This is a genomic window from Leuconostoc mesenteroides subsp. mesenteroides ATCC 8293 (genome assembly GCF_000014445.1).
GTDB lineage: Bacteria > Bacillota > Bacilli > Lactobacillales > Lactobacillaceae > Leuconostoc > Leuconostoc mesenteroides.
On record NC_008531.1, the window covers coordinates 457,673 to 470,604 of the forward strand.

The following is a 12,932-nucleotide window of genomic DNA, read 5'->3' on the forward strand; positions in this document are numbered from 1 at the left end:
TGAAGTTTTAGTGGTTACAATAGTTCTAGTCAAAGAGATTCTCTCATTTGGATTGTTGACGGGATTCGAATTGTTTTGGACAAAGTGGTTTTATCATTCATAATCTGCATTAAGTTGGCTGCAGCCGTTCGACCTATTTCTTGGGGATTTTGTGATACAGAAGTAATTTCGGGTGAAATCATGTCAGCAAACATGTCATCATCATAACCAATTACACCAACATCATCAGGTATAGCAATATGATGTTTCTTTAAAAATCGAACAATTTCCCACAAGACTTGTCCATTGAGCGCATACAGCGCTTTTTTTGTGGGTGATTCAAGCATGGATTGTAGTGTGTTTTGCCAGTCCTTATTGTCATCAATTTCGATTAGTTTAATTGTAATATTTGTGTTTTCAATACCAGTTTTTAGGCCATTGTAACGATTCATACGGCTAGACACACCGTTGATATGATTGGATAAAACAATAATTTCTTCGTAATTTTTTGATTTCATTAGATCTGCCACTTCTAGTGATTTTTGAAAATTATCCGATACCACTGCTGGCCAAGTAAATGGTTCAGTATAACGATCAACTTGAACAACGGGGATATTTTCATCAATTAATAGTTGGTAGTGATCAGGTTGGTGAACCAATGGTTGTAAGATAATACCGTCGATCCTTTCGGTGACCATCTTTTCCAAATTACTATATTCACGTTCAATTGAATTGTCGCCGTCCATAATCAAAACTTGATAGATTGTATTTTGAAAATAATCACTGATGCCTTTTAAAAGACGCGAGGTATACATATTGGAAATATCTGCTACAGAGATACCGATTAACAGAGAGTTCTTGGCTTTTAAGGCTTGTGCTTGGCGACTAGGATGATAATCTAATTCAGCAATTGTTTCAGCAATACGTTCTTTTGTTGCTTCTGACATATTATCAAATTTCCCGTTTAAAAAACGGGAAACAGTTGTCTTTGAAACCCTTGCCATTTCAGCTATAACGTTGATGGTCACTTTTTTACTCATGAGAACATTATACGACAAATTAAAAAAAGGGGTTGACAAATATTTGGAAGCGTTTACAATATATCATGTAAACCGGTTTCCGAAAACGATACACGTAATAAAAATAAAGGGATGGAAAAATGGAAAAAGAGCAGTTACATATTGATCCAGAAAAGTTTGCGTTACAATTTCTTGAATCTTTTAAACTAAATTTTGATGCTAAAAATCTTGAGGGTATGGCTAAACAACAACTTGCGGCCTATCTATCTGCTTACTTTCTAGTTGAAAAATTTAATAAAATTGAAGGCGAAAACTTTGATCGGTCACAACCTAATCTATCAGATTTAGGATTTGACGAGTTATTGAAACATGTAACAGAACTAAACAAGTATTGAGGAGCGGATAATGAGAAAAGAACAAATTGTTTTAAATAATTTAGTATTCATGAATGATCATGAGAAGGGAATGCAACAACTTGAAATGTTAAAAAAAGCTGTGTCTTTCGGTGTCTCATCGGTTGAATTACGACGGGAGTACTTTGATGACATTGTTAAAGAAACTCCAGCCATTGCACAATATGCAGTTGATAACAAGTTGCGGTTATTTTATTCCGTACCAGATGAGGTATTTGTGAACCATCGTCTTAATCCAAAATTGGCACAATACTATAATGAAGCACAGGCGCTTGGCATTTATGCAATTAAATTTAATATTGGAGATTTCGAAACGTTATCTTCGGAAGATGTGTCTGAATTAAACCAATTATTAGCGCGCGGCATTCAAACAAATATTGAAAATGATCAAACCCAAGTTTCGGGAAAAATAAAAGCGATTGAAAAGTTTATGTCTGCTGTTACCGAAAATAATTTAGATATTCGCTATGTTTATGATATGGGTAATTGGCGTTATGTTGGTGAAGACGAAGTTGTGGCAGCTGAAAAACTAACACAGTATGTACGCTATATTCATGTTAAAGATGATCAAGGACACGGTGATAATTTGGTAACCGTACCGCTTAATGAAGGAGATATTGCATGGCAATCAATTTTGAACATCTTGCCAAGCAACGTTCCCGTAGCGGTTGAATATCCAACAGTTAATGACAAAGTTATACAAGATGGCGTTCAGGCACTCGCCATCTTTAATTAAAGGGGTGTAAGACTTATGACTAATATAATTATTAGTATTTTGCTCTTACTAACATTCGTAGGCTTTATCTATTACATTGTTAAGGGTGGCAATTTAGTTATTGGTTTCTTTGTAATGGCGCTTCTCTGGTCTGTTATTGGGCTGGTACCTTTCGACCAAGTTGTTCAAAAGGTTATTGCAGAGCCAGCATTGAATTATGGACCAACAATTATTTACATTGTTTTTGGTTCTTGGTTTGGTCGTGTACTAGTTGATTCTGGTATAGCTGGATCCATTTCGGCGCAGACTGAAAGAGTTGGACGAAAAGCGCCTATTTTTGCAACGATATTAGTTGTGCTCGTCACAGCATTGATTTTCTCGTCGGCATACGGCGTTGGTTCGGTTATCGCCATTGGTGTTATATTAATTCCAATCTTGTTGTCGATTGGGGTCCCTAAAAAGGTCGCCATTCCAGCATTCACAATGGCTATTGGTGCGCCAATGTACATTAACGTAGTCCTATTTAATCAAATAAAAGCGTTCTTCCCGTCAGTTAGTTTTTCGGGAAAATACTTGATTTTTGGATTAGCAGCCATGGGGGTTCAATTATTAGGCGTTATTGTCTTCATATTGCTTAATAGTAAAAGCATCAAAAATGGTGAAATTGAAACAATTGATGACAGTAAACAAGCAACCTTCCAGAAAACGCATCCAATTACATTTATCATCCCTGTTTTACCGGTGGCCTTGAATATGTTCTTCCATTGGGATGCTATTCCTGCTCTGTTATTGGCAACTATTATTGCGTTGTTATTGACAGGGCAAATGAAATCTTATAAAGGATTAGTTGCTTTTATCAACAAAACAGTTTCACAAGCAATCAATGATATTTCTGGTTTGATCATATTCTTGATGGCATTGGTTATGTTTGCCGGCGCAGCTACTATGAACGTGCCCCATTTTAAAAGCATGATTGAAGTTATTTTACCAAGTAGTCCATTGGTTTTGGCAATTGCCATTGGTATATTAGCACCATTGGCTTTGTTCCGCGGACCTTTGCATGTTTGGGGTGCCGGAGCGGCTACGGCGGCAGTTTTAGCTGCTACAGGTACTTTCCAACCAATATTTTTGCTACCACTTCTTTACACGGCAAGTATTATGGCAGTTTCCATTGATTTAACACAGTCATGGAATACATGGGCGCTAACTTATTCAAAGTTGGAAACAAAGGAATACTTAAAAATGGGCATACCAGTGATGTGGGTAGTATCGTTTGTGAACGAACTATTGGTTTATGGCTTTTTTGGACATTAAAAAGGAGTTAGGAGAAACAAGATGAGTGAAATTTTAACATTAGGTGAACCGGTAGTGACGTTTGCTTCCACCGACTTAAATAAGGGTTTAGTTGATAGTATTAATTACTATAAATTTTTGGGTGGTGCTGAACTAAATGTCATGATCGGTGCTACTCGATTAGGTCATAACACGGAATACATTTCTCAGGTTGGTGCAGATCCGTTGGGTCAATTTACGATTAAGGAAATAGCGCGTTATAATGTTGGTAATCATTATATTGCTACAGATGAAGGCAATTGGACGGCGTTTCAGTTAAAAGAATTAGTTGATCAAGGAGATCCATCAACTTTTAATTTTCGCAGAAATTCAGCTGCGGCACACTTTGACAAATCGTTAATTGATCAAGTTGATTTTTCCGATGTAAAGATAGCCCATTTATCAGGGATTTTCCCCGCAATTTCGCTTCAAGCACGTGAAGCATTCCGTTATTTTGCTGAACAATTAATTGATCATGGTATTAGAACAACATTTGATCCAAACTTACGCCCTGCTTTATGGGAGTCTAGAGAAGTGATGATTGAAACGATCAATGATTTAGCAAAATATGGTGAAATTGTTTTACCTGGTATTGATGAAGGTGAAATCCTAATTGGATCAAGAGACCCAGAGACCATCGCCGATTTTTATCTGAATAATAGTGACCGCACACAAACTGTCGTTGTCAAAATTGGTTCTGATGGAGCCTATGTCAAAAACAAGAGCGGTGAGAGTTACATTGTTAATGGGTTTAAGGTTGAAAAGGTCGTTGATACTGTTGGCGCAGGGGATGGATTTGCGCTTGGCTTGATTACCGGTTTGATTGAAGGATTGACCATGGCAGATGCTGTAAGACGGGGGAACGCTGTAGGTGCTCTACAAGTTCAAACACCGGGTGACAACGATGGGTACCCAACACAGGAAGAACTAGAAGCATTTTTGGCAGATAATAAGAAAGAGGCATAATATGACAAAACAAGTATTCTTACCAGATGATATTCCAGCAGTTGGGAAAAAGATTCTTGAAGAAGCAGGATTAGAAGTAGTTGTTGGTTCTGGTCGTGATCATGAAAAGATGAAGGCTGAAGGGGTAGAGGCAAGTGCTGTATTGATTGGTACACAAAAGTTTGATGCAGATATAATGGACGCTATGCCAAATTTAAAGGTTATTGCACGTAACGGCGTTGGTTATGATGCTGTTGACGTGGATGCTGCAACCCAGCGCGGTATCTATGTTGTGAACACACCTAAAGCTTTATCAGGATCAGTTGCTGAAACGGCTGTCTCTGAGTTATTAGCTATCAGCAAGAACTTATATCAAGATTCAAAAGCAATTCATGATGATAATTGGAATTATCGAAAGGCACACCCAGGCCGTGATATTGAAGGAAAAACTGTTGGTATCTTAGGATTTGGTCGTATTGGTCAGCAAGTTGCTAAAAAATTAAGTGGGTTTGATGTTAAGGTCATTGCCTTTGATCCCTTTGCCAAGGATGTGCCTGGTGTTGAATTGGTTGATCGTGAAACGATTTTTAAAACTGCCGACTATGTGATGGTCCATTTGCCGGCATTACCTGAGACTCAGCATTCAATTGGCGCAGATGAGTTTAAGTTAATGAAAAATGACGCATTTCTAATTAATATGGCTCGTGGTTCTATTCTGGTTGAATCTGACTTGGTCTTGGCTCTGAAATCGGGTGAGATAGCTGGTGCGGCTTTAGATGTTTTTGAAGAAGAGCCATTGCCTGTTACAAACCCATTAGTTGCATTGGAAAATGTTTTGCTCACACCACATATTGCTTCTAATACTGTTGAAACTAAGGCGCGTATGGCGGTTGATGCAACCAATGACATTGTTCGGGTATTATCTGGCAAGAACCCAGAATCAGCTGTGAATAAAATTGGTAAATAACTAGAAAAACGACTGATTAAAAGTCGTTTTTTAATTTCAAGGTGTATAATGTAGCTATTCTAATAGATTACAGGAGAAAACATGACTCAATTCACACGGCTTTATAATAATTTTCAACCTGAACACTATGATATCTATTTAGATATTAATCGTGAGACGAAACAGTTTAATGGTAGAACAAAGATTAGTGGTAATGCACTAGTCAACAATATTGCCTTACATCAAAAAAATTTGCAAATTCAGTCTGTTCACATTAATGAAAAAGAGATTCCTTTTGTCATTGATGATAACGCTGATTTGATTAAAATTTCGACAGAAACTATTGGTCAGATAGATATCACTGTGACTTATAAGGCGACGTTAACCGACACAATGATGGGGATTTATCCTTCGTATTACGAGCTAGATGGTGTTAAAAAACAAATTATCGGTACACAATTTGAAACAAGTTTTGCTCGTCAAGCTTTTCCAAGTGTGGACGAACCGGAAGCTAAAGCGACATTTGATTTATCAATCAAGTTTGATGAACAACCAAATGAAACAATTTTAGCCAATATGCCAGAGATACGCACAGAAAATGGCGTACATTATTTTGATACAACAGTGCGGATGTCAACTTATTTAGTGGCCTTTGCCTTTGGTGAATTACAAAGTAAGCAAACGGTTACTAACACAGGGGTAAAAGTTGGTGTATTTTCTACCAAGGCACATGCTCCCAAAGAATTGGATTTTGCACTAGACATTGCTAAACGATCGATTGAGTTTTTCGAAGATTTTTATCAGACACCTTACCCATTACCACATTCTTGGCAACTAGCCTTGCCTGATTTCTCTGCAGGAGCAATGGAAAACTGGGGATTAGTAACTTATCGTGAAGCTTATGTATTGCTTGATCCTGAAAATTCAGCGTTGAATACCAAACAAATTGTTGCCACAGTTATTGCTCACGAATTAGCGCATCAATGGTTTGGCGACTTAGTCACGATGAAATGGTGGGATGATTTGTGGCTCAATGAAAGCTTTGCTAATATGATGGAGTATGTGGCAATTGATGCCATTGAGCCTGATTGGCACATTTGGGAAAGCTTCCAAACAAGTGATGTTGTTTCAGCATTGAAGAGAGATAGCACAGATGGCGTACAATCAGTCCACACTCAAGTAGAACACCCAGCTGATATTGATGCTTTATTTGATCCAGCAATTGTTTATGCCAAAGGGGCAAGACTGTTGGTGATGGTTCGTTCTTTGATTGGGGATAAGGCCTTACGTGAAGGACTAAAAAGATACTTTGCTCGTCATCGCTATGCAAACGCAGCAGGAGCTGATTTGTGGGAGGCTTTGGGTGAAGCTTCAGGTCAAAATATTAAAGCAGTGATGGATTCTTGGTTGGAACAACCAGGATATCCAGTGGTTTCAGCAAAAGTTATTGATGGCCAGTTAACCATATCTCAAGAACAGTTTTTCATTGGTGAATACGAAGAAAGTGACCGTCAGTGGCAAATACCCTTAAACAGTAACTATGATGTGGCACCCCAAATACTATCCAGTAAGCGTGTAGTGATTGGTGATTATGCTCAATTACGTGAATCAGTTGGCACACCTTTTAGGCTGAATGACGGTAATGATTCGCATTTTGTTGTTAAATATGATGCCCAATTACTAAAAGATATTTTAGAACATCTTGATGAATTGGATAATATTTCGCAAAGACAAATTCTTCAGGATCTACATTTGCTAGCTGATGGTAGGCAAATTACCTATGCTGATATCGTGCCACTGCTGGTCAATTTTGCGCACAAAGATGCCATGTTGGTTAATGCAGTACTATATAGTATTCTTTCAGACTTGAAGAAATTTGTTACACCAAATTCAGCTGAAGAAAAAGCTTTGAAGGAATTCTATGATGTACTAAGTAGAAAACAAGTAAAACGCTTGGGCTGGGCCGGTCAAAGCGGTGAATCATACGACAATCAGCTCACACGTCCTTATGTTTTGAATGCTTCTTTGTATGCAGAAAATCCTGATACAATTGCAACGGCTCATGAATTATTTGAGAAAAACAGTGATAATCTACAAAACCTATCTGCTGATATTCGTCACTTTGTACTCGCCAATGAATTGAAGCACTTTGGCAACACGTCATTGTTTGAACAACTGTTAACTACTTACCGAAAATCCTCTGATGCTAATTACAAAGCTGACTTACGTTCGGCCTTAACTAGTACCCCAAAGCCAGATTTAATTGTAAAATTGATTGATCAGCTAAAGGACGCTGACACGATTAAACCGCAAGACCTCCGTGGTTGGGTCTATGGCTTGCTAGTTAATGATAAAAGTCAGCAGTTAGTCTGGGATTGGGTTCGTGAGCAGTGGCAGTGGCTAGAAGATACGATCGGTGGTGACATGGAATTTACGATGTATATTACTGTTATTGCCATTGTGTTCCATACACCAGAGCGACTAGCTGAATTTAAGGCGTTCTTTGAACCTAAGTTGAATACGCCTGGATTAACACGGGAAATTACTATGGACATTAAAGTAATCTCAAGCCGTGTTGGTTTAATCGCAGCTGAAAAGGATGGTGTGAATAAAGCCATTTCTGAGGCTATAAAATAAACTAGTTAAAAAGCAAACGGTTATATGTTTGCTTTTTTGATATAAATCATTTTGTGGTAATCCTTTTGAATTGCTAATTAATACCGACTTAGAGTAGAATGGGGTTGTATTGAAAGCGTTTTCTATTAGAAAGGGGATCACGATGTATTATAGCAATGGTAATTATGAAGCATTTGCAACACCACGCAAGCCGAAGAACGTAGATCAGAAATCAGCATATATTGTCGGTTCGGGGCTAGCAGGATTGGCTACTGCAGTATTTCTTATTCGTGACGGTCATATGAAGGGAGAGTCAATTCATATATTTGAAGAACTCCCACTGGCTGGTGGTTCATTGGATGGTATTCAACGACCTAATGTTGGTTTTGTCACACGTGGCGGCCGTGAAATGGAAAATCATTTTGAGTGTTTATGGGATTTATATCGCTCAGTGCCATCATTGGAAATCCCTGGAGCCTCTTACCTTGATGAGTATTATTGGCTGGATAAGGATGATCCTAATTCATCAAATTGTCGGTTGATTTACGATCGTGGAAATCGTGTGCCAAACGACGGTGACTATACGTTAGGTAAATCATCTGAAGAAATTATTAAATTGATTATGACGCCTGAAGCAAAATTAGGCACAACGACGATTGAAGATTATTTTTCAGAAGACTTTTTCAAAAGCAATTTTTGGATATATTGGGCAACAATGTTTGCTTTTGAAAAGTGGCATTCAGCAATCGAGATGAGACGTTATGCAATGCGCTTCATTCACCATATTGATGGGTTACCGGATTTTTCTGCATTGAAGTTCAATAAATATAATCAATATGATTCGATGGTCTTGCCTTTGATCAAGTATCTCGAAGATCATGGTGTTGACGTACAGTTTGATTCTACGGTTGATAATGTCATGGTGAATTTTGATCACGGCAATAAAGTTGTCAAGGAGTTACAGCTCACTGTTGCAGGGAAGCCAGAAACTAAACAGCTTACAGCAAATGATTTAGTTTTCATAACGAACGGTTCCATTACTGAAAGTACGACCTATGGGAGCCATTTTGAACCAGCGCCAGTGACAAACGAACCCGGTGGGTCGTGGCGTTTGTGGGAAAAATTAGCTGAACAATCAGACGAATTTGGTCATCCAAGTGTGTTTTATCAAAACTTACCAGCAAAAAGTTGGTTTGTTTCAGCAACAGCAACAATTAAAAATACTGAAATTGATCCCTATATTGAACGACTTACCAAGAGGGATCTGCATGACGGTAAAATCAATACCGGTGGCATTGTAACCATTACCGATTCAAACTGGTTGATGAGTTTTGCTGTCCATCGTCAACCACATTTTAAGCAACAAAAGCCCAATGAAACAACAGTTTGGATTTACGGACTATATTCTGATGTTCCTGGTAACTATGTTAAGAGGACTATTGTAGAGTCTTCTGGTCAAGAAATTACACAAGAATTTTTGTACCACCTAGGTGTCCCTAAAAGTAAAATTAATCAATTAGCACAGCAAGAATCAATTAACACTGTTCCAGTGTACATGCCGTTTATTACAAGTTATTTTATGCCACGTGTCATGGGTGATCGTCCAAAAGTAATTCCGGATGGCTCTGTCAATTTGGCATTTATTGGAAACTTTGCTGAGTCACCTTCGCGAGATACAGTCTTTACTACGGAATATTCAGTACGGACTGCTATGGAGGCTGTATATAGCTTGCTAGATGTTGAGCGTGGTGTACCAGAAGTCTTTAATTCAATCTACGATATTAGAGAATTATTGCGAGCTATGTACTATATGAATGATAAAAAGCCACTGAGCGAAATGGATTTGCCAATTCCTAAACTAATACAAAAAGTTGGACTTAAGAAAATTAAAGGTACTTGGTTAGAAGAATTATTGGCAGAAGCACACTTATTATAAACTTTGTCAGGCACTCGTCCGCAGATGAGTGCTTTTGTCGTATAATGAGATAAAAACAATAAAAGGTGTATTATGATTAATCAATATGGTCGAATTGCTGTTGATTCAGCAACCGAATTAGAAGAGCTAAGAGCTGTTGGTTTTAATAGTGAAGACTTTGAAACACTATTGCGACGTGCTTTGACAAATTATAAAACTTATGAAGCCCAAAATGACTGGTTACGGGAACATGTCGCCACCGATGAGCAAAATATTTTTCTTTTCTTAGAAACAAAGCAACCACTCACACAAGCCGTCTTTTATTGTATTGCTGCCCAACTGCTAGGATTTACGGAGGCCTTGGCGGGTAACGGATATAATGGGGTGGCTACATTTCGGCAATTAGGTTTACCAATAGCGACGGTAAATAATTTACGTCACGCATGGTATGAGTTGCTAAACAGCCACACAAATAATGGTTTGTTATTTATTGATGAGCTGGCAAGCCAAGGATATTTTGAATCTAATAATCATCGCCTACTCTTTAATGGTAAGTCTTTGCCAACCTATAATACAAACGATTTAATCCGTGAGTCGGTTTGGGTGGAAACTTCTGTTGATACTGATAATGACGGGCGATTTGATTTAGTCCAAGTAGATATTATAAGACCAAATACAAATGAAAAATTACCGGTTCTATTTACAGCATCACCTTATTATCAAGGTTTAAACGAAAAAGGAAACGACGCCAAGGTTCATGACGTTAACGTACCGTTAACAAGAAAGGACACGCATCAATCAGCCCTGAGTAATTTGAATCAGATGGAAGAGACTGTGGCAAAACCGCTTGCACGTCAAATTAATGGTTACGCTGAAGAAGCTTCTGTGATTTTTACTCAAGAAGCAGGGAAACCCGTTGATTTGAATCAGTATTTTTTGTCTCGTGGCTATGCAGTTGTTTACGCTGCAGGTATTGGCACACGTCATTCTGATGGTATGCAGGATACTGGATCTCCCGAGCAAGTTGAATCAATGAAAAATGTTGTTGAATGGTTAGCTGGTAATAGAGTGGCCTTTACTGATCGCACAAGTAATATTGCCATTGTAGCTAATTGGTCAAATCACAATATTGCTATGACGGGACGCTCTTATTTGGGAACTTTGGCTACGGCAGTTGCCACCACAGGAGTTTCTGGTTTAAAAACGGTTATTTCTGAGGCTGCTATCTCTAATTGGTATCAATATTACAGAGACAATGGTCTGGTTGTCGCACCCGGTGGCTTTCCAGGTGAAGATATGGATGTATTAGCCGAATTAGTATATTCACGGATAAAAGATCCAGCTGACTGGTTAAAAACTAAAAACCAGTGGGATGATTTTCAAGCGAATACTGAAAAGTTCACTGACCGTGTAAATGGCAATTATGACTACTACTGGGATACACGTAATTATTTAAATCAAGTCAAGAATATTAAAGTGGATATGATAATGGTTCATGGTCTAAACGATTGGAATGTTAAACCACGGCAAGTTTATCAATTATGGTCAGCACTCCGCGATTTACCAAACGTTAAGAAAATATATTTACACCAAGGCCAACATATCTATATCAACAACAATCGCTCTTTGGATTTTTCAGATCAGATGAATCTTTGGTTGACTGAGAAATTATTGGATAAAGATGTCAAAGCTAACGAAATATTACCTACCGTTATATGGCAAGACAACTCTACAGAAGATGCTTGGCATGTCCTAGATGAGTGGGGAGCAAGCAAAAAAGGTAAGTACTATATTGGTAATAATGTGCTTACCACCAATCAAAATAGCGGTGAACTCAATTTTAAGGATTGGTTACCTGAAAATCAGTTCGCTTATTACTGCGAGCATTTTGATAAATGGCGTGACGACACGATTACTGGAAAATTGCCAACAAATCAGATATTTAAGAGCGAAACTTATACGAGCGAACGAACAGTAGATGGGGAAATCTTATTAAACCTGCGAGTGAAATCATCACAGAATATAGGATTAATCAGTGCAATGGTTGTCGACTATGGGAATGACACATATCTCAAAGAAACACCTACTAACCAAGGAGTGGTGATTGACCGTGGTGTGAATTTTAGTCCGACAGATTTGATGTCGTTTGAATCCGAAAAATCTTCTTACAAGATGATTACTATTGGTCATATTAATCTACAGAATCGGACAAGTCCTCGTCAAAATGATGACTTATGGCCCAATCAATATGTCGATTTACATTTTGAGTTACAACCAACCTACTACAAAATGAGACCAGGACATCAATTGGGATTAATTATATATGCGACAGATTTTGAAATGACAATTCGGGGAAACCAATCCATCGCGTACACTATAGATTTATCAAAGAGTTCGCTAGATGTACCATTCACTTGTAAATAATAACTATAAAACATGAAGTTTTATCTTGTAATTAAGATAGGCTTCATGTTTTCAATTGTAACCGTTTACATAATTGCCGGATTGTGTTATCCTTAAGATAGTAACTAGTACGTACAAGTTGTTTAATTAAAGGAGAAGGCTATGTTTGGATTTGGGAAAAAAATAAGCGAAGATGAGCACGTTTACGCACCAGTAACCGGTGAAGTAATTCCTTTAGACAAGGTTTCGGATCCTGTTTTTGCACAGAAAATGATGGGTGATGGATATGCAGTCGAACCTAATGCTTCAAAAATTGTTTCCCCGGTTTCTGGGAAGGTGACGATGGTTCAAGGTCATGCTGTTGGTTTGAAACGCTTTGACGACCTAGAGCTGTTAGTGCATATAGGTATCGATACCGTTTCTTTAAATGGCAAACCATTTACAACGGCAGTGAAAGAAGGCGATATTGTTGATGCAGGTGATGACCTGGTAACAGTCAACTGGGAGCAAGTGGAAGAAGCTGGTCTTCCAAAAACAACGCTAGTGTTGATTACAAATACAGCAGATAAATTAGAATCAATCACAGTTCATTATGGACCAGCAGTTGCAGGACAACAGTTGGGTAGTGCTAAGGCAAGGAGAGACTAAT

Annotated in this window: 10 protein-coding genes; 9 read left to right on the forward strand and 1 reads right to left on the reverse strand. The window is 38.1% G+C overall.

The genetic code is table 11. From position 1 onward, the window contains the following. Positions 1–29: 29 nt before the first annotated feature. Positions 30–1,019 (reverse strand): LacI family DNA-binding transcriptional regulator, encoded by a 990-nt coding sequence (locus LEUM_RS02430; protein WP_041775228.1) that lies wholly within the window; start codon positions 1,017–1,019, stop codon positions 30–32. Between the two features lie 119 nt (positions 1,020–1,138). Here LEUM_RS02430 and LEUM_RS02435 point away from each other — a divergent pair, with 119 nt between their 5' ends. The 9 genes from LEUM_RS02435 (at position 1,139) to LEUM_RS02475 (ending at position 12,931) form a co-directional block, all read left to right on the forward strand. Further along, positions 1,139–1,393 carry a hypothetical protein gene (locus LEUM_RS02435; RefSeq protein WP_010286019.1) on the forward strand — a complete coding sequence of 85 codons (255 nt, stop codon included), beginning with the start codon at positions 1,139–1,141 and terminating at the stop codon, positions 1,391–1,393. Between the two features lie 10 nt (positions 1,394–1,403). Continuing rightward, on the forward strand, positions 1,404–2,147 hold the full coding sequence (locus tag LEUM_RS02440; RefSeq protein ID WP_011679336.1) for a sugar phosphate isomerase/epimerase family protein: 744 nt from the start codon (positions 1,404–1,406) through the stop codon (positions 2,145–2,147). A 15-nt stretch (positions 2,148–2,162) separates the two neighbouring features. Then, a complete protein-coding gene (locus tag LEUM_RS02445) occupies positions 2,163–3,440 on the forward strand; it encodes a hypothetical protein (RefSeq protein WP_011679337.1) in 1,278 nt (425 codons plus the stop codon). A 21-nt stretch (positions 3,441–3,461) separates the two neighbouring features. Continuing rightward, entirely contained in the window at positions 3,462–4,424 is a 963-nt protein-coding gene (locus LEUM_RS02450; RefSeq protein ID WP_011679338.1) for a sugar kinase, read from the forward strand. 1 nt (position 4,425) lies between these two features. Beyond that, positions 4,426–5,370, forward strand: a complete 945-nt coding sequence (locus tag LEUM_RS02455) for a phosphoglycerate dehydrogenase (protein WP_011679339.1) — start codon at positions 4,426–4,428, stop codon at positions 5,368–5,370. Between the two features lie 81 nt (positions 5,371–5,451). Continuing rightward, on the forward strand, positions 5,452–7,986 hold the full coding sequence (locus LEUM_RS02460; RefSeq protein WP_011679340.1) for a M1 family metallopeptidase: 2,535 nt from the start codon (positions 5,452–5,454) through the stop codon (positions 7,984–7,986). 142 nt (positions 7,987–8,128) lie between these two features. Then, positions 8,129–9,901 carry an oleate hydratase gene (locus tag LEUM_RS02465; RefSeq protein WP_011679341.1) on the forward strand — a complete coding sequence of 591 codons (1,773 nt, stop codon included), beginning with the start codon at positions 8,129–8,131 and terminating at the stop codon, positions 9,899–9,901. A gap of 72 nt (positions 9,902–9,973) precedes the next feature. Further along, positions 9,974–12,304: a Xaa-Pro dipeptidyl-peptidase gene (locus LEUM_RS02470; protein WP_011679342.1), complete on the forward strand. Its 2,331-nt coding sequence runs from the start codon at positions 9,974–9,976 to the stop codon at positions 12,302–12,304. Between the two features lie 141 nt (positions 12,305–12,445). Beyond that, on the forward strand, positions 12,446–12,931 hold the full coding sequence (locus tag LEUM_RS02475) for a PTS sugar transporter subunit IIA (protein ID WP_010284928.1): 486 nt from the start codon (positions 12,446–12,448) through the stop codon (positions 12,929–12,931). Position 12,932: the final 1 nt, after the last annotated feature.

Excerpts from the sequence above, each read along its gene's own strand:
- LEUM_RS02435 (WP_010286019.1), top strand. The coding sequence starts at position 1,139 with ATGGAAAAAGAGCAGTTACATATTGATCCAGAAAAGTTTGCGTTACAA.
- LEUM_RS02460 (WP_011679340.1), top strand. The coding sequence starts at position 5,452 with ATGACTCAATTCACACGGCTTTATAATAATTTTCAACCTGAACACTAT.
- LEUM_RS02450 (WP_011679338.1), top strand. The coding sequence starts at position 3,462 with ATGAGTGAAATTTTAACATTAGGTGAACCGGTAGTGACGTTTGCTTCC.
- LEUM_RS02475 (WP_010284928.1), top strand. The coding sequence starts at position 12,446 with ATGTTTGGATTTGGGAAAAAAATAAGCGAAGATGAGCACGTTTACGCA.
- LEUM_RS02455 (WP_011679339.1), top strand. The coding sequence starts at position 4,426 with ATGACAAAACAAGTATTCTTACCAGATGATATTCCAGCAGTTGGGAAA.
- LEUM_RS02465 (WP_011679341.1), top strand. The coding sequence starts at position 8,129 with ATGTATTATAGCAATGGTAATTATGAAGCATTTGCAACACCACGCAAG.
- LEUM_RS02440 (WP_011679336.1), top strand. The coding sequence starts at position 1,404 with ATGAGAAAAGAACAAATTGTTTTAAATAATTTAGTATTCATGAATGAT.
- LEUM_RS02445 (WP_011679337.1), top strand. The coding sequence starts at position 2,163 with ATGACTAATATAATTATTAGTATTTTGCTCTTACTAACATTCGTAGGC.
- LEUM_RS02430 (WP_041775228.1), bottom strand. The coding sequence starts at position 1,019 with ATGAGTAAAAAAGTGACCATCAACGTTATAGCTGAAATGGCAAGGGTT.
- LEUM_RS02470 (WP_011679342.1), top strand. The coding sequence starts at position 9,974 with ATGATTAATCAATATGGTCGAATTGCTGTTGATTCAGCAACCGAATTA.